This is a genomic window from Stenotrophomonas sp. STEN020, assembly GCF_056760195.1.
Map to the genome: position 1 here is coordinate 21189 of NZ_JBRREI010000013.1, position 18672 is coordinate 39860.

The 18672-nt window shown below is 61.8% G+C and carries 15 protein-coding genes; 13 read left to right on the forward strand and 2 right to left on the reverse strand.

Annotated features, from left to right (window positions below; genetic code table 11):
• Nucleotides 1-4: 4 nt before the first annotated feature.
• Complete coding sequence (gene trxB / locus ACVOLZ_RS07660) at nt 5-973, reverse strand: thioredoxin-disulfide reductase (RefSeq protein ID WP_282270462.1); 969 nt, start codon at nt 971-973, stop codon at nt 5-7.
• A 289-nt stretch (nt 974-1262) separates the two neighbouring features.
• Here trxB and ACVOLZ_RS07665 point away from each other — a divergent pair, with 289 nt between their 5' ends.
• The 7 genes from ACVOLZ_RS07665 to ACVOLZ_RS07695 all read left to right on the forward strand — a co-directional run bounded on the left by ACVOLZ_RS07665 (nt 1263) and on the right by ACVOLZ_RS07695 (nt 9100).
• On the forward strand, nt 1263-3629 hold the full coding sequence (locus ACVOLZ_RS07665) for a DNA translocase FtsK (protein WP_481515658.1): 2367 nt from the start codon (nt 1263-1265) through the stop codon (nt 3627-3629).
• 93 nt (nt 3630-3722) lie between these two features.
• Nucleotides 3723-4361 carry an outer membrane lipoprotein periplasmic chaperone LolA gene (gene lolA, locus ACVOLZ_RS07670; RefSeq protein ID WP_481515659.1) on the forward strand — a complete coding sequence of 213 codons (639 nt, stop codon included), beginning with the start codon at nt 3723-3725 and terminating at the stop codon, nt 4359-4361.
• A gap of 125 nt (nt 4362-4486) precedes the next feature.
• Entirely contained in the window at nt 4487-5782 is a 1296-nt protein-coding gene (locus ACVOLZ_RS07675) for a replication-associated recombination protein A (protein ID WP_481515721.1), read from the forward strand.
• Nucleotides 5783-5818: 36 nt separating this feature from the next.
• Entirely contained in the window at nt 5819-6205 is a 387-nt protein-coding gene (gene crcB / locus ACVOLZ_RS07680) for a fluoride efflux transporter CrcB (RefSeq protein ID WP_481515660.1), read from the forward strand.
• Nucleotides 6206-6294: 89 nt separating this feature from the next.
• Nucleotides 6295-7335, forward strand: coding sequence for a glucokinase (locus tag ACVOLZ_RS07685; RefSeq protein ID WP_481515661.1), 1041 nt, complete (start codon nt 6295-6297; stop codon nt 7333-7335).
• Between the two features lie 23 nt (nt 7336-7358).
• A complete protein-coding gene (locus ACVOLZ_RS07690; protein ID WP_481515662.1) occupies nt 7359-8366 on the forward strand; it encodes a glycosylasparaginase in 1008 nt (335 codons plus the stop codon).
• Nucleotides 8363-9100, forward strand: coding sequence for a copper homeostasis protein CutC (locus tag ACVOLZ_RS07695; RefSeq protein WP_481515663.1), 738 nt, complete (start codon nt 8363-8365; stop codon nt 9098-9100). The genes ACVOLZ_RS07690 and ACVOLZ_RS07695 overlap by 4 nt, the downstream gene beginning before the upstream one ends.
• Nucleotides 9101-9222: 122 nt before the next feature.
• On the opposite strand, the gene ACVOLZ_RS07700 is transcribed toward ACVOLZ_RS07695, so the two are convergent.
• Nucleotides 9223-11400: a TonB-dependent siderophore receptor gene (locus ACVOLZ_RS07700; RefSeq protein WP_481515664.1), complete on the reverse strand. Its 2178-nt coding sequence runs from the start codon at nt 11398-11400 to the stop codon at nt 9223-9225.
• A 295-nt stretch (nt 11401-11695) separates the two neighbouring features.
• Between ACVOLZ_RS07700 and ACVOLZ_RS07705 the strand changes: the two genes are divergently transcribed.
• The 6 genes from ACVOLZ_RS07705 (at nt 11696) to ACVOLZ_RS07730 (ending at nt 18165) form a co-directional block, all read left to right on the forward strand.
• The gene (locus ACVOLZ_RS07705) at nt 11696-12067 is read left to right on the forward strand and encodes a hypothetical protein (RefSeq protein WP_481515665.1); all 372 of its coding nucleotides are present in this window, start codon (nt 11696-11698) and stop codon (nt 12065-12067) included.
• Between the two features lie 94 nt (nt 12068-12161).
• Nucleotides 12162-12710, forward strand: coding sequence for a fimbrial protein (locus ACVOLZ_RS07710; RefSeq protein WP_481515666.1), 549 nt, complete (start codon nt 12162-12164; stop codon nt 12708-12710).
• Between the two features lie 77 nt (nt 12711-12787).
• The gene (locus ACVOLZ_RS07715) at nt 12788-13540 is read left to right on the forward strand and encodes a fimbrial biogenesis chaperone (RefSeq protein WP_481515667.1); all 753 of its coding nucleotides are present in this window, start codon (nt 12788-12790) and stop codon (nt 13538-13540) included.
• Nucleotides 13524-16100, forward strand: a complete 2577-nt coding sequence (locus tag ACVOLZ_RS07720; protein ID WP_481515668.1) for a fimbria/pilus outer membrane usher protein — start codon at nt 13524-13526, stop codon at nt 16098-16100. Before ACVOLZ_RS07715 ends, ACVOLZ_RS07720 begins: the two co-directional genes overlap by 17 nt.
• Nucleotides 16097-17446 (forward strand): fimbrial protein, encoded by a 1350-nt coding sequence (locus tag ACVOLZ_RS07725; protein ID WP_481515669.1) that lies wholly within the window; start codon nt 16097-16099, stop codon nt 17444-17446. Before ACVOLZ_RS07720 ends, ACVOLZ_RS07725 begins: the two co-directional genes overlap by 4 nt.
• Nucleotides 17446-18165 (forward strand): fimbrial biogenesis chaperone, encoded by a 720-nt coding sequence (locus ACVOLZ_RS07730; RefSeq protein ID WP_481515670.1) that lies wholly within the window; start codon nt 17446-17448, stop codon nt 18163-18165. Before ACVOLZ_RS07725 ends, ACVOLZ_RS07730 begins: the two co-directional genes overlap by 1 nt.
• Nucleotides 18166-18672: the final 507 nt, after the last annotated feature.

Below are 18672 nucleotides of genomic sequence, written 5' to 3' on the forward strand. Positions count from 1 at the left end.
GCGCTCAGGCGCCCTTTTCGTCCAGGAAGCGCTCGGCGTCCAGCGCGGCCATGCAGCCGAAACCGGCCGAGGTGATGGCCTGGCGGTAGTGCTGGTCGGCGACGTCGCCAGCGGCGAACACGCCTTCGACCGAGGTCATGGTGGCATTGCCGCCCAGACCCGAGCGGATTTCCAGGTAGCCGTTGTTCATCGCCAGCTGGCCGGTGAACAGTTCGGTGTTGGGCTGGTGGCCGATGGCAACGAAGAAGCCGTGGGCTTCGATATCGCGGGTGCTGCCGTCCAGGGTGGACTTCACGCGCACGCCGGTGACGCCAGCGTCATTGCCCAGCACTTCGTCGACCTGGTGGTGCCAGACGGTTTCGATCTTGCCGGCCGCGACCTTGGCGAACAGCTTGTCCTGCATGATCTTCTCCGCCTTCAAGGTGTCGCGGCGGTGGACCAGGTAGACCTTGCGGGCGATGTTGGACAGGTACAGCGCCTCTTCAACGGCAGTGTTGCCGCCGCCAACCACGACCACATCCTGGTCGCGGTAGAAGAAACCGTCACAGGTGGCGCAGGCGGAGACGCCGCGGCCCTTGAAGGCTTCCTCGGACGGAATGCCCAGGTACTTGGCGGTGGCGCCGGTGGCGATGATCAGCGCATCGGCGGTGTACTGCGCACTGTCACCGGTCAGGGTGAACGGGCGCTTGGACAGATCGGCGGTATGGATGTGGTCGAACACCACTTCGGTTTCGAAGCGCTCGGCATGCGCCTGCATGCGCGCCATCAGGTCCGGCCCCATCAGGCCGTGCGCATCGCCCGGCCAGTTGTCGACCTCGGTGGTGGTCATCAGCTGGCCACCCTGCTGCAGGCCGGTGACGACCAGCGGCTTCAGGTTTGCGCGCGCGCCATAGACCGCAGAGGTCCAGCCGGCGGGGCCAGAGCCGAGGATCAACAGGCGGGAGTGCTTGGTCGGGAGGCTGGAAGTGCTCATGTATACTCGCGAAAGTCAGGATTGGTGGCCCGAACGCGGCATTCCGCAACTGTCCGGGCAAGCCAATAGAGTGGCGGTCTGACCTCGGTGAATCAAGGCACGTGAATGGAACTGCGCGGCCCGTTGCATACAACTCTGCTGTTTCCCGCATTGCCGCCGCCACTGTCTGGCGGCTTTTTGACGTTTTCTGTCTGTCAGCCGTACCGCACTGCGCTGTAATTGGGTGAAACCCGACGATCTGTCGTTTAATATCAATCACTAACCGTGCATTTTTAAGGTCTGGTCAAAGGTGGCGAAACAGGTCCCGGAACGCGACAAGAGCCCCAAGGCTGCCGCTGAAGCGCGCAAGTCGGCGGCTGCAGCAGACAATCCGCGTCGTCAAAAGCTGTGGCGTGACCTTGCGTTGATCGCGATCGCGCCGGCGCTGCTGTACCTGCTGGCCAGTCTGTTCACGTATTCGCCTACCGATCCGGGCTGGTCACAGTCGGGCTCGGTGGTTGCGCCCGTGCATAACATGGGCGGCAAGGTCGGCGCTTGGATTGCCGATGTGCTGCGCCAGCTGTTCGGCTATGTGGCCTACCTGATCCCGGTGATGCTGGCCGCGGTGGCCTGGATCGCCATGTTCGGCCTGAAGAAAACCGATGAGCGCGGGCAGGATGATCTGGGCCCGGCGCTGCGTCTGGTAGGCATCGTCGGTTTCCTGATTGGTGCCACCGGCTTTCTGTACCTGCGTCTGCCGCCGGGCGACGTCGCCCGCGCAGGTGGCGGCCTGGGTGTGCTGGTCGGCAAATCGCTGCAGACTGGCTTTGGCCCGGTGGGCAGCAATCTGTTCCTGCTGGTGCTGTTGCTGACCTCGATCACCCTGGCTACTGGCCTGTCGTGGTTTGCGGTGATGGAGAAGATCGGCAAGTGGGTGCTGGCCTTGGGTCCGTTGCTCAACAAGAAGAAAGAGCAGGCCAACGAGTGGCAGCAGACCCGCGTGCTGCGCGAAGAGCGCGAGGAAGTGCGCAAGGTTGACGCCGAGGTACGCGCCAAGCGCGAGCCGGTGAAGATCGAGCCGCGGCCTGCGCCGGTGATCGAGAAGAGCGACCGTGCCAAACGCGAGACGCAGATTCCGATGTTCCAGGGCGTCAATGGCGACGGCTCGGACATCCCGCCGCTGGCCCTGCTGGACGACCCCAAGCCACAGGCCAAGGGCTATGACGAACAGACGCTGGAGACCCTTTCGCGGCAGATCGAGTTCAAGCTCAAGGACTTCCGTATCGATGCGCAGGTCGTCGGGGCCTATCCGGGTCCGGTGATCACCCGTTTCGAGATCGAACCGGCGCCGGGCATCAAGGTCAGCCAGATCAGTTCGCTGGACAAGGACATCGCCCGCGGTCTGTCGGTCAAGTCGGTGCGCGTGGTTGACGTGATTCCGGGCAAGTCAGTGATCGGCCTGGAAATCCCCAACGTCACCCGCGAGATGATCTTCCTGTCCGAGCTGCTGCGCTCCAAGGAATACGACAAGTCGGCCAGCGTACTGACGCTGGCGCTGGGCAAGGACATCGCCGGCCGCCCCAGCGTGGCCGACCTGGCGCGCATGCCCCACCTGCTGGTGGCCGGTACCACCGGCTCGGGCAAGTCCGTCGCAGTCAATGCGATGGTACTGAGCCTGCTGTACAAGGCCAGCCCGAAAGACCTGCGCATGCTGATGATCGACCCGAAGATGCTGGAGCTCAGCGTCTACCAGGGCATCCCGCATCTGCTGGCACCGGTGGTCACCGACATGAAGGAGGCCGGTAACGGCCTGCGTTGGTGCGTGGCCGAAATGGAGCGCCGCTACAAGCTGATGAGCGCGGTCGGCGTGCGTAACCTGGCCGGCTTCAACAAGAAGGTGAAGGACGCCATCGACGCCGGCCAGCCGATGATGGACCCGCTGTTCAAGCCCAACCCGGAGATGGGCGAGGCGCCGCGTCCGCTGGAACCGCTGCCCTTCATCGTCATTTTCATCGACGAATTCGCCGACATGATGATGATCGTCGGCAAGAAGGTCGAAGAACTGATTGCACGTCTTGCACAGAAGGCACGTGCGGCCGGCATCCATCTGATCCTGGCCACGCAGCGACCGTCTGTGGACGTGATCACCGGCCTGATCAAGGCCAATATCCCGACCCGTATTGCTTTCCAGGTGAGCTCCAAGATCGATTCGCGCACCATCCTCGACCAGTCTGGCGCCGAGGCGCTGCTGGGCAACGGCGACATGTTGTACCTGCCGCCGGGCACGGCCATGCCGGACCGCGTACACGGCGCCTTCGTCTCTGACGAAGAAGTGCACCGCGTGGTTGAGCATCTGAAGGCCAGTGGTCCCACTGACTACATCTCCGGTGTACTGGACGAAGTGCAGACCATGGGCGACGGCATCGTGGTCGGTGCCAACGGCTTGCCTGAAAGCAGTGCCAGTGCTGGCGACGAATCGGATCCTTTGTACGACGAAGCCCTGCGCATCGTTACCGAAACCCGCCGCGCGTCCATTTCCGGTGTGCAGCGGCGCTTGAAGATCGGCTACAACCGCGCCGCGCGCCTGATCGAGGCGATGGAAGCCGCCGGTGTTGTCACCGCGCCCGAGCACAACGGCGACCGCACCGTGCTGGCGCCGCCGCCGCCCAAGCACTGAACGAAAGGGCGGCATTCAGCGATTGATTGCCGCCCATTCAGTTTGAAAGAGGCAGACTCTGCCTCACCACCGACACAACTATCTAAAGCCGCCATGACTGCATTCCTGCGCCACTCCGTTCTTGCTGTTGCCTTGGCTTGTGCCGGCCTTGCCGCGGATGCCCATGCCGGTGCCCGCGATGACCTGAAGTCCTTCACCAGCGGCCTGCGCGGCCTTGATGGCCAGTTCGCGCAGCAGGTGGTGGATCAGCGCGGCCGGGTCAAGGAATCGTCCAGCGGCCGCGTGGCGCTGTCGGCACCGCGCCAGTTCCGCTGGGAATACACCCGCCCGCATCCGCAGCTGATCATCGCCGACGGTAGCAAGCTGTGGGTTTACGAGCCGGACCTGGAACAGGCCCGGGTCAGCCCGCAGGGCACCGAGGAACAGAACAATCCGCTCACCGCCCTGATCAATCCGGCGTTGCTGGAACAGCAGTACGACATCAGCGAAGAAGCCGCGCCGCGCGACGGCATGCAGTGGCTCTCGCTGACCCCCAAGCGTGATACCCAGGCCAGCTTCGATGTCGCCGCACTGGGTTTCTCCGGTGGCGCGCTGTCGCGGATGGAACTGACCGACGCGGTGGGCCAGCGCACCATCATCACCTTCAGCGGCTGGAAGAAGAACCCGAGTTTTGCCGCAGGCACCTTCCGCTTCGTGCCGGGCAAGGACGTCGACGTGGTCGGCGACCGCTGAGTCCAAACCCGGCGCTTGAGGCCGGGGCAGGGCGGCCACGCTGCTAGAATGCAGGCGTGGCCAGATCCCGAAATATCTTTCTTGATGAAGCTCCCGCCGACCTGCTGACAGCGGACCGGGACAATATGCGTCCGCTTGCCGAGCGCATGCGCCCACGTGCACTGGACGAGATGGTCGGCCAGAAGCGTCTATTGGCGCCCAACACGGCGCTGCGCCGTGCGGTTGAATCCGGGCGCGTGCATTCGATGATCCTGTGGGGCCCGCCGGGCTGCGGCAAGACCACGCTGGCCTTGTTGCTGGCGCAGTACGCCGATGCCGAGTTCAAAGCCATATCCGCGGTGCTGTCCGGCTTGCCGGATGTGCGCCAGGTGCTGGCCGAAGCCGCGCACCGCTTCGCCGACGGCCGTCGCACGGTGTTGTTCGTCGACGAAGTGCACCGTTTCAACAAGGCACAGCAGGATGCCTTCCTGCCGCATATCGAGCGCGGCACGATCATTTTTGTCGGCGCCACCACCGAGAATCCCTCGTTCGAGTTGAACTCGGCACTGCTGTCGCGCTGCCGCGTGCACGTGCTGGAATCGGTCTCGCCCGAAGACGTGGTGGAGGCGTTGCAGCGCGCCTTGGACGACAAGGAACGCGGACTGGGCGAGCAGGACATCACGGTCTCGGCCGAGTCGTTGCTGGAGATCGCCCGTGCCGCCGATGGCGACGTGCGCCGCGCCCTGACCCTGCTGGAAATCGCCGCCGAGCTGGCAGCGGGCGAGGGCGGTGAAATCACCCCGGAAACCCTGCTGCAGGTGCTGGCCGACCGTACCCGCCGCTTCGACAAGAATGGCGAGCAGTTCTACGACCAGATCTCGGCGCTGCACAAATCGGTACGCAGCTCCAACCCAGACGGCGCCATCTACTGGCTGGCGCGCATGCTCGATGGTGGCTGTGATCCGTCCTATCTGCTGCGCCGGCTGACCATCATGGCGGTGGAAGACGTCGGCCTGGCCGATCCGCGGGCGCTGGAAATGGCGATCAATGTCTGGAACGCCTATGACCGCATCGGCGCACCTGAAGGTGATATCGCCCTGTCCAATCTGGTCGTGTATCTGGCCAGTACCGCCAAATCCAATGCCGCCTACATGTCCTTGCACGCGGCCCGTGCCGACATCGCCAAGTACGGTACGCAGCCGGTGCCGATGCACCTGCGCAACGCGCCTACCCGTTTGATGAAGACGCTGGGTTATGGGCAGGGCTATCAGTACGACCACGACGTCGAAGGCGGCATCGCACTGGACCAGACCGCGTTCCCGGACGAGATGGGTGAGCAGGTCTACTACAAGCCGGTTGAGCGCGGTCTGGAGATCAAATTGAAAGACAAGCTTGATCGCCTGCGCACCGCCCGTGAACAGGCCCGCGCGCAACGCAAATGACCGCCATTCGCCACCCCGTGCCTGGAGCTTGAACCCATGTGGCTTTCCTTCCTGGCCATCGGCGTTGGCGCGGCACTCGGTGCCTGGCTGCGCTACGGGCTGAGTCTTTGGCTGAATCCGCTGCACAACACCGTGCCGCTGGGCACCTTGACCGCCAATCTGCTCGGCGGCTACGTGATCGGCCTGGCGCTGGCTTTTTTTGCCACCCGGCCCGAGCTGTCACCGCAATGGCGACTGTTCGTTGTAACCGGGCTGCTGGGCGGTTTGACCACGTTTTCGACCTTCTCCGCCGAAGTTGTCTACCTGCTGCAGCGGCAACAGCTGGGCTGGGGGCTGGTCACGATTGGCCTGCATCTGGGCGGCTCGCTGTCGATGACCGCCCTGGGTTGGTGGACCTGGCGCGCGTTGCGGCACCTGACTTAAGTCCGCTTTCAATGCCGCAGTCGATACCGCATCATGCGCCCACCACAAATTGAGCGTTTTCTGGATATGCAGCAAAAGCGGGCACACGAATGAGCAGACCGGCGTCGGATGACGCGGCCCGCAGCGATGCAATCCATGATTCTGAATCGGGGAGCGCCATCATCGGCGCGGATGTGGGTGGCACCTATGCACGCCTGGGCTGGACCCGGCTGGACAGTTCCGGTGCGTTGAGCGTGCAGGGTTTCCGCAAGTACACCTGCGCCGAACACCCCAGCCTTGCCGCGATCCTGCGCGATTACGCCGACTGGCTGGCGCGCGAGACCAACGCGCCACCGATCGAGCACGCCGTAGTCGCCATCGCAGGCGTTCTTGACGGCGACACTTTGCTCAACACCAACCTGGCGTGGCCGGTGTCGCTGGCAACAACCCGGCGTGATTCCGGTCTGGAGACGCTGGAGCTGATCAATGACTTTGTCGCTGTCGCGCAGGCCATGGCGCATGCCGAAGCCGACGCGCTGCATCTGATCTGCGGAAATCCCGCCCAGGTGGTGCCCGGTCCGGCCGTGGTACTCGGCCCCGGCACCGGCTTGGGCGTAGCCGTGTATCTGCCTGGCGGTAATCCTTCGGTACTCGCCAGTGAAGCGGGGCATGCGGCGCTGGCGGGCTCCACGGCACTGGAGCAGGATGTATTGCGCCTGCTGTCGGAGCGATACACGCATATCGACAACGAACGGATCCTGTCTGGTCCGGGCTTGATCACGCTTTACACCTGCTTGTGCGAGTTGCGCGGCAGCGTCCCGCAATGGCAATCGCCAGCCGAACTGGTTGACGCCGCACGCACTGGCAATGACGCATTGGCGACAGAAAGCGTGGAGGTATTCTGCGCGTGGCTGGGCAGCTTGGCCGGCGATCTGGCGCTGACCTTTGGTGCACGCGCGGTCTATCTGACCGGAGGCATCACTGGTCATATAAGTGGGTTTTTGCACGCGGGCGGCTTCCAGCATCGTTTCCTTGCCAAGGACCGGCTGGCGCAGGCGCTGCGGCACGTGCCGGTCTGGCGCGTTGAACATGGTGAGCTTGGAGTACTGGGTGCCTTGGCCTGGCACGTCGACAAGCTCGCTGCACGCTGAGCACAATCCAGGAGAAGCGAGCCATGAGTACCCGCAGACAGTTCCTGCAGTCGTCCGCCTTGATTGGCGCATTGGGCAGTGCGGCGCCGGGCCTGCTGGCATCGCCGCTAGCTGCCAGCGGGGCGCGCGTGGTTTCAACCTGGGACTTCGGCGTCGGAGCGAACCAGGCGGCATGGAAGGTGCTGGCTGCAGGCGGTAGCGCGCTGGACGCAGTTGAAGCCGGCGCACGCTGGGCCGAAAGCGAACTCTGCAATCCTACCGTTGGCCGCTGCGGTAACCCTGATCGCGATGGCGTGCTCAGCCTGGATGCCAGCATCATGGCTGGCGATGGTCGCTGCGGGTCGGTTGCGGCGTTGGTCGACATCCTGCATCCGATCTCGGTCGCCCGCGCGGTGATGGAGAAAACCCCGCACGTCATGCTGGTCGGCGAGGGCGCACAGCAATTCGCCGTGCAGCAGGGCTTCGAGCGCCAGAACCTGCTCACTCCGGAAGCAGAAAAAGCCTGGCGCGAATGGCTGAAGACCGAGCACTACGCGCCGCAGATCAACGCCGAGCGCCGCGGTATTCCCGGTGACAAGGACAACCACGACACGCTGGGCATGATTGCCATCGACGCCAGCGGACAGATGGCCGGCGCCTGCACCACCAGCGGCATGGCATTCAAGATGCATGGCCGCGTTGGCGACAGCCCGATCATCGGCGCAGGGCTGTACGTTGACAACGAAGTGGGCGCTGCCACAGCCTCCGGCATGGGCGAGGAAATGATCCGCAATGCGGCCTCGTTCCTGGTGGTCGAACTGATGCGACAAGGTCGCTCACCGGCCGAAGCCTGCCGCGAAGCCATCCAGCGCGTGGTACGCAAACGCCCCGAAGCCAGCCGCACCTTGCAGGTCTGCTTCCTGGCAATGAACCGCAGTGGCGAAGTGGGCGCTTATGCGCTGCACAAAGGCTTCGTCTACGCGGTATGCGACAGCAGCAAGCAGGATGCTTTGCTCGAATCCGCATCGGTCTATACGAGCACGCAGGCATGAGCTCGCGGTATCTGCTGGAGATCGCCTGCAACTCTGCGATGTCGGCCGTGGCGGCGCAGCAAGGCGGCGCCAATCGTGTCGAACTGTTCGAGAATCTGGAGCAAGGTGGCACAACGCCGTCGTTCGGCAGCATTGCCGTCGCGCGTGAGCGCCTGCAGATTCCATTGTTTGTACTGATACGCCCGCGCCCGGGTGACTTCCACTACGGAAGCCTGGAAGCAGACATCATGCTGCGCGACATCGCCCATTGCCGGCAGCTTGGCTGCGATGGCGTGGTGATTGGCGCGCTGACTGCAGACGGCGAAATCGACATGCCGCTATGCCGCGAACTGGTTGGCGCAGCTGGGCCGATGGACATCACTTTCCATCGCGCTTTCGACGCCGTCCGTGATTTGTCAGCGGCGCTGGAGCAGGTTGTGGACCTGGGCATCAAACGCATCCTCAGTTCCGGTGGCCATGCCAATGCCGCCGAAGGCAGCGCAGTACTTGCCAGCCTGACAAAACAGGCTGGAGCACGCCTCGCCTTAATGGCAGGGGCTGGGCTGAACGCACAGAACATCGCAGACGTCGCCCAACAAACCGGTTGCATGCAACTGCATGCCTCAGCCAAGGCAAAGCAGCGCTCCGCGATGCGTCACCAGAACCCCGCGCTGCAGGGTCTGGATATCGATTGGATTCAAACGGAAAGTTCGCAGGTCAGCGCTTTGCGCGAGGCCCTGGATCAGCTGGGCTGACAGGGCATTCCCATCGATGGCCTTCAATTGAAGTGGAGAGTCACTTTAATTGAAGGTCCGCAGCCCGAAGAACTGCTTCCGTCGATCACGCTACTGCTTGCCGCCTGCATCGCCATCTAGGGCTACCAATCGAAGCGCAGATCCAGCGAAGCATTCCTGGCTTCACCCAAACTGTCCAGGTTCCAATATCTGCGATTGAACACGTTGTTGATGTTGCCTGTCAGCGTGGCGTCACCACCAGCCAGCGTGGTGCGGTACTGGAAGCCGAGATCGGTGACCGTCCGCCCCGGAATCAGGATGCGGTTGGCATCCTCGTAGTACTGCTCACCGGAGTAACGGACCGTGCCGTGCAGGCTGAAGCCTGTCAGCAGGGCAGGGCGGTACTCGAAGTTGCCAACGTAGTGCCGTGGCGCCGAACCGGCCGGTCGGTTGCCGTGCAGCATTGCATTCTCCGGCGAGAGATCTTCCAGGCTGGCATCCAACCACAAACCACCCAGACCGAAATCTAGGCTGTCGGATACCCCGTAGCTGGCGATTGCTTCAAAGCCGCGATACAGGGTGAGACCGTCCTGCGCCAGATAGCGTTGGCCATCACGCCATTGGTCGATCTGCGCGCCGCGTTCAACCCGGAAGGCTGCGGTGGTGAAGCCGAACCTGCCGCTCTGGTACTTGGCGCCGATCTCGTACTGCTTGCTGATGGTCGCGTCCAGCACCTGCCCGGCGTTGGCGTAAGGTGGCTCACTGTCAAAGCCAACGCGGCCAGCAGATTCCAACGACTCCACGTAGCTGCCGTAGATTGATACCGCTTCCACCGGCTTGTAGATCAACGCAAGCGTCGGCGTCAGTGCCGAGGTGGGGTAACGTGAATCCACGGTAGGGTCGCCGTCCTTGTCGCGCTGTTCGTAGTCGACATAGCGCGCCCCGAGTACTGCCTGCCATTTATCGCCGAAGTGCAGGGTGTCACTGGCGAACACCGACTTCTGCCGCTCATCCGAGCTCACCGCGGCGAAACTGAAAAGCGGAACGTGGTACGAAATGAAATCCTGACGCTGGTAAAGATTTCCTGAGAAGTCGTTGCTCCAGTACGAGTCGTTGCCCCATCGGTCCCAACTGCGTTGCACAGATCCGCCCAACACCAGCTCATGTCGAATCGCACCGGTTTCAGCGCTTCCTGTGACCATCACCTGAGCCACGCTGTTACGTAGATCCCCGGCAAAATTGTGGACGCGGCCTTCGTAGTCGCCTGCCTCATTGAGCGGATTGCCGAACATCCTGTTTGAATAATGTTCGCGACGGCTGCCACCAACACTGAAGTCCACGTTCCAATCTTCGCTCATACGCCATTGCAGGCCGGTGGTGGCATTGGTGGTCTTCGCACGGTAGTAGGAATTTCGTACGCGAACGTTTTCGTAGTCGTAGATGGGACGGGGAAGGCGATCGCCCTGATAGTCGTCCCAGTAGATGTACAACGGCTCACGCTTTAGCTTGTTGTCCTCATGCAGCAATTCGGCATGCCATACCAGCGAATCGCCGATCGGTTGCTCCACCGCTATCGCAATTACTTCACGGTCCAGTCCGGCGCCGTTGTATGCATCTCCCCCCTCCTTGGCCAGGTTGACGCGGACGCCAAAAGAATCCGGTCCGTTGATACGTGTGCTGGCATCCACACGAGCGGACCAAGCGCTGTCATTGCGCCAACCAATTGTGGTGGAGAGCATCGGCGTGCTGGTAGGCCGCTTGGTCCCGTAGCTGATGATGCCGCCGGGCGAGCCGAAACCGTACATGAAACCGCCGAGCCCCTTCAGGGCCTGTACCGATTCGACGGCTTCGAGCGGATACTCACCGCCCCATTCCATCATCATCGGCACGCCGTCCACATAGTGGTTGGTGACGCCGATGCCACGGATCTGCGTGCCCCACCACGCGGTGGTGGCCGAAGGCTCGGCTGCATAGACCGACGGATCGTTGATGAAGACCTCGCCGAGCGTGGTGGCGCCGCGCTTTTCAATATCTTCCTGCTCAACCACAGTTACCGAAAACGGAGTGTCCAGCAGCCGCTTGGTGCCCAGCGCGCCGGCGCTGGCGTCCAGGTTGAGGTTCAGGCCCAGACGCTCGCCCTTGACCCTGACGGTGTCGAGCTCGGTTGCCTCCTTGGCAGCTTGGGCGGTGGGAACGGGCGCCGCCGTTTGCGCCTGCACATTCAAGCAGGCAGCTGAAAGGCAGGCGTACAGCACGGAATGACGCGGCAGACGCGCGCGCAAAAGACGAGGCAGCAAGGAGGTGGCCTTGGCAGAAGACACGGACAGGGGCAGGGCGGCGGCGGCCTGCCAGCAGAGGTACGGCGGCGATCCTATTGCGAATGAGTCGTAATATCAATATCCAAAAATGAGCATTGGACAGGCTCGAACAAGCCGCAAGAGAGGCTCTGCCGCATGAATCCGAGTGATTGGTAGGCGTGCTGTGCTGAAGCTGCGACTAGGCGTGCTCCATCTCCACTCCCCAATAGAGTGATGCATCACTAAATATTACGGAGCTCTGGTTCCACGGCACGGGCCTGAGTCATGCCGGGATGGGGCAGGGCACCGAATAGGACTGGTGCTGATCCCTGCCCGGATCATCGTTCGCGCGGGCAGTGAAGCAGCCAATGCCACCGGCAACACCCACCGTTGCGCCGAGGAGCTCTCGTGCGCCAGCACGTCTTGCGAGCTGCTGCCTGTTGCAGCGGATCAGTGCGAAGTATTGGTCGCGATGCTTCCGTCGAGGCAAGCAACTCGGCTTTTTCTGCATTCGAGAAAGACAAAGTACGACGAATCAAAGTCAGTTCGTTTCTTGCGACCGCAGTGCTGCCGCCGTGGGGATCTTCAGCGTTTTGCTGTTACTCCTGAGCCGTTGGACTTCCTGCTTCCGCTTGCTGTGCTCGCGGTGATAACGCACGCGAAGCAAGGAGATCAGCCGTTGTCGAAGTAGAAAACTCTGTGTTTTAGGCCTCGTCCTATGTTCCCTACTGACGCGGAAATCAACAATGCCGCCTCCCAAAACAGAGTTTCAGGAGTAAAACCAAGTGAAGTATCAAGCAAACGGCATTCTGATTTCGTTGGTCGCAGCCATGGCCGCGAGCGCATCGGCCAACGCAACCAATGTCATCACCTTCAATGGTGAAGTGACCGACCAGACCTGTTCGGCCGTCATCAATGGTGGCACCGATCCGACCATCATGCTGAACAGCGTTCCGGTCTCCGACCTCAACGGTGCGGTTGGCAACGCCGCAGGTGAAGGCGTGTTCACCATCACCCTGACGGGCTGTGCCGCGTCCGGCACCGATGAAACCTTCACCACTCTGTTCCAGGCGACCAATCCGACCACCAGCGGCAACCTGACCAACACAGCTGCTGCAGGCGCCGAGGGCGTTGCACTGCAGTTGCTTGATGCTCCGGGCGGTACCCCGGTGAACCTGGCCGGTGGTGCGGCTGTACGTGCTGGCGAGATCCTGCTGGGCGCCGGCGAGACCACCGCCACCCACGACTATGGCGTTCGCTACATCTCTGAAAACGCCGCCGTGACGCCTGGTCCGGTGCTGGGCTCGGTGACCTACACCGTTCGCTACGAGTAACAGCCTTGGTGAGGGCGACCTCTAAAGGTCGCCCTCACGGGTAACGCATTGCCAGCAATTCCATCCGAGGAAAGCACATGCATCAGATCTCTTCCCGTCGCTACGTGGCCAGCACTGCAATAGCCGCCATCCTCGCGCTGTCAAATGTGGGGGAGGCAGAGGCAAGTGTTGTTGTTTCCGGTACCCGCGTCATCTACCCCGCGGATGCAAAACAGGTCACGGTGCAGCTGACCAACCAGGACGCCTTCCCCAATGCCGTGCAGGCATGGGTGGACGTTGATAACCCGCAGTCCACGCCTGCTGATGCCGATGGTCCTTTCGTGGTGACACCAGCGGTTTCGCGCATGGCACCCGGTGCCGGCCAACGGATCCGGGTGATGTTCGCGGGCCAGGACGTGCCCGCCGATCGCGAATCCGTGTTTCATCTGAACGTGCTGCAGGTGCCGCCGATGAACACCGCCCATGCCGACCAGAACAAGGTGATGGTGCTGATGCGTAACCGGCTGAAAATGTTCTACCGGCCAACGGGAATTGCAGGCACACCTGCGCAGATTCCGGAGCAGTTGCGCTTTCGTATCCAGCAGTCGGGAAACAACTGGCATGTACAGGTGGATAACCCGACCGGTTACCACGCATCGTTTGGCGGTGCCACGCTGAACGTAGCGGGTGCCAGCTGGAAGCTCACGCCGGCGATGGTGCCGCCGATGAGCACTGCCCAATGGATGCCGCTTGCAGCCACCCAGCTGCCCGCTGGCGAAGCGGTGGTGAGTGCGCAACTGATCAATGACTATGGTGCAAGGATTGCAGTCACCCATGCCGCGTCACGCTAAGCGCATGCGAATCTCGCGACTCGCCGTTGCGCTCGGTGCTGCGCTTGTTGGCGCAGGCAATGTGGCCAATGCAGATGACGCGATGTACGAGTTCGACGATCGTCTGCTGATGGATTCCACGTTGTCGACCGGCAACCTGCAGCGTTTCAATCGAGGCGACCAGGTGGATGCTGGGCGCTATCTGGTTGATGTCTATCTGAACGACACCTACGCCGATCGTCTTGAGGTGGAGTTCAAGGATGTGGATGGCAGTATCCAGCCGTGCCTGAGCGAGGCGTTCATGCGCGACACCTTGGGTGCTCGTCTGAATGCCATCGACACTGCCGATGGTAGTGATCCAAGCTGCGTGGAACTGAAGATCCGTCTGCCTGGCGCCACCGCCGCGTTGGACGTCGGCCGCCTGCGCCTGGATTTTTCCGTGCCGCAAGTCATGCTGATCAGCAAACCCCGTGACCATGTCAGCCGTGAGATGTGGGATGCCGGCAGGACCATGGCGTTCGCCAACTATGATGTGAACGCCAGCCGCTCTACGTCGCACGGGATGGAGTCGCACTATGCCTCGGCCGCCGTGAATGCCGGCGCGAACATTGGCATGTGGCGTCTGCGCCACCAATCGAACCTGACCTATTCCAGCCGCCCGGGCCAGCACAGCAGCAACTGGAACAGCATCCGCACCTATGCGCAGCGCTCGCTGCCCAGCATTTCCAGTGACATGACCATCGGTAACAGCTACACCGACGGCACCCTGTTTGGGAACCTGAGCTACCGCGGCATCAAGATCGCCACCGATGAGCGGATGATTCCGGACTCGCAGCGCCGCTATGCGCCTGTGGTTCGTGGCACGGCAACCAGCAAGTCGCGCGTGATCATCAGCCAGAACGGCCGCAAGCTGCGGGAAGATGTGCTGCCGCCGGGGCCGTTCGCTATTGATGACATCACTGGCGCGGCCTACGGCGGCGATCTGGATGTGGAAGTGCTCGCGGCGGACGGTAGCGTGCACCGTTTCAGCGTGCCGTTTTCTGCCGTGCCCGAATCCGTGCGCCCTGGCTACTCCAAGTACAGCGCCACGCTGGGTGAGGCAGGTACAAGCAACCAATCAAAGCAGCTTTTTGCTGAGTTCACCTATCAGCGTGGGCTCAGCAATCGGCTCACGGTCAACACGGGCGCTCGAGTTGCTGAGAACTACATCGGCCTGCTGGCTGGTGGAGTGGTCGCGACGCCTTATGGCGCCTTCGGTGGAAACTCGGTGTTCTCGCGTTTGCAGGAAAATGGTGCTGGAACCAAGACCGGCTACCGCATTGAACTGAACTACAGCAAGACGTTCCAGGCCACCGATACCACCTTTACCCTGGCCGGCTACCGTTACTCGTCCAGTGGCTTCCGCGACTTCTCCGAAGCGCTTGGGCAGCCGTGGGAGCAGGAAGCATTTGACGATGATTCCAACCAGCCAGGCCTGCAGCGCAACCAACGCAATCAATTTACTGTCGTCATGAACCAGCGGCTCGGTGACTATGGTTCGCTGTATCTCACAGGTTCGGCGGCGGACTATTTCAATGACAGCCAACGCGATGTGCAGTTCCAGTTCGGTTACTCCAACGCATGGCGGCGCCTGAGCTACAGCCTGTCGCTGTCGCAGCAACGCACATGCGCGGTTGACCGGTGGAATGTTGGTGCAGCATCGCGGTGCCAGTTGGGCCGGTCGCTGGGGCTGACCGTGTCGATGCCGCTCGGAGCATCTGCGTCCGCGCCTGTACTCAGCGCGATCGCCGCAAGGGATACGCGGGCGGGTGAATCCAGTTACCAGTCCGTGTTCAGCGGCACGCTTGGCGAACGCCGGGCCACCAACTATGCGGTGTCGGCAGGCCATAGCGGTAGCGGTAGCCAGTGGAGCGGCAATCTGCAGACCCAGACCGCCTTGGGTAGCGTCAGTGCTGGCGCCTCGGGGGGCTCGGGCATGCAGCAGCTCACCGCCGGCATCCGCGGTGCCGTGGTGCTGCATGGCGAAGGCTTAACTGCCGGGCCCTACGTGGGTGACACCTTCGCCGTGGTGAAGGCAGACGGTGCGCAGGGTTCCCAGGTACGTGGAGGGCAGGGCGCTCGCATCAATCGCAACGGTTTCGCATTGGTGCCATCGTTGTCGCCATACCGCATCAACCGCATCGGGCTGGACCCGCAGGAGATGACGCTGGAAGCAGAGCTGGTCGAGACCGAGCGCACCGTAGTGCCTTTCGCGGGGGCAGCGTTGCGGGTGGAGTTTGAAACCCTGACCGGTATGCCGCTGATCATTCGTGCCCGCCGCGCCGATGGCACGGTGGTGCCGCTGGGCGCTACCGTGGCCAATGAAATGGGCGCCACTATCGGCATGGTGGGCCAAGCCGGGCTGATCTACGCGCGTTCACCGAATCGTGCAGGGCAGCTTTCAGTGCAATGGGCGGAGGCCCTCGGCGGGAGCTGTGTCGTGCCCTATGATCTGGGTACACACGCCTCCACCAGTGCGGCTCCTGTCATCGTCGAGGCCATCTGCCAGGACATGCAGAACTACCAAGCGGACGCGCAATGAACACATTTCTTCGTTTGCTGTTCCCATTTTGCCTGGCTGTTTCGCCGACGGCATGGGCAACCTGCTACAAGGTCGATAGCGTTGGCACTGCGACCACCACGACGCAGACTGCAATCCGGCCGGGCGAGGGCAGTGCGTCGGCTTGGGCTGGTGCCTGTGATACCTGCAATGGCTCACTTGGCCTGCCCAGCGTGATCAATGTCAGCGATCCTTCTTTCCAACCCTATCCCACGCTGATAGCCAGCGCTGTGGCACCAATTACGATGTACGGAGCCACCGGTCGCTATGATCCGGAGAGGGTTTTCTTCCGCTGTGCGCCTGGCGACGCGGTATATGAAATGTTCTCCACCAATGCAGACAACCTCTACAGCGGTTGGTACAACGGCGGCGATGCGCTGGGCAATTCCATTGGATTGCAATCGGCGTACAGGACCGCGTGGCGGAATGTGCTGCTTCGCCTGACCCACATGGAGACCGGTCAATACTTCACCGATGTCTGGGCGGAGCGGCTGTTGCAGGGGCTGGACGTGGATTCCCGCGGCTATAGGTTGGTTAAAGCGAAGAACCTCAGCGCCGTGCGCTCGGAGTTGTTCAGCGCGCCCTTGGAGTCTACTTTTTACTACGCGATTACCCAGTCGCAGCGCTACCTTTACACGCAGCCGGCTGGCTATATAGCAATCAAGGGCCCTGGGTTGGTGTACCCGGAGGTGGGTAAGACCCACAACGCAAACTACGCCGGTTGGCACTACAACTGGCCGGGCGCGATCGGACTGTACAACGGGGTCACGCTGAAGCGTTACCCCACCTGTGCTGTGCTGAACGTCACGCCGCATGTCGTGTTTCCACGGATTTCCATCAACGAGATCAACGAAGGCGTCACTCATGAGATGCCATTCCAGGTGAGCTTCAAGTGCCAGAGCGGTTTCGCCAGCAGCACCGCCAACAACGGCACAGCGCTGGGCATAAAAGTATCCGCGGGCGCCGCTGCCGCAGCCTCATCACTGGGATTGACCAACGCAAATGGTGGCGTTTCCTATCTTGTATCTGACCGCTACAACGAGGCCGGCATGGCCAAGGGTGTGGGAATTCGCTTGCTTCGCAACGGCCAGGTGATGAACCTGCTTACAAACGAAAATTCTGCAGGCGGCGTCGCGGCCACCGCACAGGCGCAAGGCTGGTATCCGGCAGTGGGCGGAGCCACCCAATCAGCGGGTACCACCGCTGGTGTCACCCAATACAATGAGACGTTCACTGCAAGAATCGAAAAACTCTCTGAAGGCACCCGGCCGCAGGTAACCGCCGGCCGCGTTGAGGCAACCGCGCAGATCATCATACGAGTCCAATAATGCCCCTCCAGCGTCTGCTCATCGGTGTTTTGCTGCTGACCTGCGGAAGTGCGATGGCAGGAGTGACGGCTGAACGGACGCGGGTGATCTTCCCGCAGGGGCAGCGAGAGGTGTCGCTGGTGCTCGCCAATCAGAACGACTATCCGGTGGTGGTTCAAACCTGGGTGGATGATGGCTCGCCCGACTCCGGTCCCGACGAGGCCGAAGCGCCCATCATTCCATTACCTGCGATGTTCCAGCTGGCCACCGGCCAACGACAGAGTCTGCGTCTGTTGTTTGTAGGGCCTGCGCCGGCCGAAGACCGCGAGTCGCTTTACTGGCTGAACTTTCTTGAGATTCCCCCAAATGGCCCTGGTGGCCAGGAATCGGACTCCACGCGGCTAACGGTCACGATGCGCACGCAGATGAAGGTCATCTATCGCCCCGCAGCGCTGAAAACGGGGGCAGGGCAGGCAGCAGGGAAACTAAGCTTCCGGCTGGATGGCGCGCGTTTGTTTGCAGTCAATGCAACGCCTTTCTACGTGACACTTTCAGGGCTGGCGCTTTGCAATGGGCAACCAGCAACTGTGGCGGCAGAGGGTTTGCTAGCGCCGTTCTCGGACGTGCCGATCGTTGATACCGTTCCCGGTTGCGTGCGCCAAGACACCGTGGTCCAGTTCAACTGGATCGACGACGATGGAAACAGCCAATCTGGTCGCGCTACGTTCTCTGCCAAATAGCAGCGCAGCTTTAGTCGCTTCGATCCATTTATATGACGCGTCACTAAAATAAAGATCATTTGAAACTGTATCTAGCCAAGCCGTCGGCTCGCCGCGTGTTTCATGCCGCAGCGCGTCTTGTTTCGTGGAGCGCTCTCCAGGCCCACGGAATCTGCCCAAATCTGAAAGCCCAAACTGGTCTGAGTGCACCAGATCTGACGAGAGTTGGAGCCTTGGTGCGAGTGATGTAGCTGCAGGATGTACTGACGACTATCGCTACGTAGCATCGGTGAGGCTTTCGTTGACGCTCGGGAATCAAGGGACAGGCTAGTCGAGAAGCACGGATGGCTGCGTTCGCGGGCAAATTGCCGACAAGCTGGTAGTAAGCAACATCAGTGGCCTAGGCTGTTACTTCATTTTACATAATATACATTATGCGAAATTGCGCATCGCCGGATAAGCTGGATCTGGCTTTGGATCACTTCTCACCTACCATCCCGGCCTCCTAAGGATTCTGCTGACGACCAA

What these genes read in the sequence shown, in the direction of transcription:
- trxB (WP_282270462.1), bottom strand. Translation starts at nt 973, where the DNA reads ATGAGCACTTCCAGCCTCCCGACCAAGCACTCCCGCCTGTTGATCCTC.
- lolA (WP_481515659.1), top strand. Translation starts at nt 3,723, where the DNA reads ATGACTGCATTCCTGCGCCACTCCGTTCTTGCTGTTGCCTTGGCTTGT.
- ACVOLZ_RS07675 (WP_481515721.1), top strand. Translation starts at nt 4,487, where the DNA reads ATGCGTCCGCTTGCCGAGCGCATGCGCCCACGTGCACTGGACGAGATG.
- crcB (WP_481515660.1), top strand. Translation starts at nt 5,819, where the DNA reads ATGTGGCTTTCCTTCCTGGCCATCGGCGTTGGCGCGGCACTCGGTGCC.
- ACVOLZ_RS07685 (WP_481515661.1), top strand. Translation starts at nt 6,295, where the DNA reads ATGAGCAGACCGGCGTCGGATGACGCGGCCCGCAGCGATGCAATCCAT.
- ACVOLZ_RS07690 (WP_481515662.1), top strand. Translation starts at nt 7,359, where the DNA reads ATGAGTACCCGCAGACAGTTCCTGCAGTCGTCCGCCTTGATTGGCGCA.
- ACVOLZ_RS07695 (WP_481515663.1), top strand. Translation starts at nt 8,363, where the DNA reads ATGAGCTCGCGGTATCTGCTGGAGATCGCCTGCAACTCTGCGATGTCG.
- ACVOLZ_RS07715 (WP_481515667.1), top strand. Translation starts at nt 12,788, where the DNA reads ATGCATCAGATCTCTTCCCGTCGCTACGTGGCCAGCACTGCAATAGCC.
- ACVOLZ_RS07720 (WP_481515668.1), top strand. Translation starts at nt 13,524, where the DNA reads ATGCCGCGTCACGCTAAGCGCATGCGAATCTCGCGACTCGCCGTTGCG.
- ACVOLZ_RS07725 (WP_481515669.1), top strand. Translation starts at nt 16,097, where the DNA reads ATGAACACATTTCTTCGTTTGCTGTTCCCATTTTGCCTGGCTGTTTCG.
- ACVOLZ_RS07730 (WP_481515670.1), top strand. Translation starts at nt 17,446, where the DNA reads ATGCCCCTCCAGCGTCTGCTCATCGGTGTTTTGCTGCTGACCTGCGGA.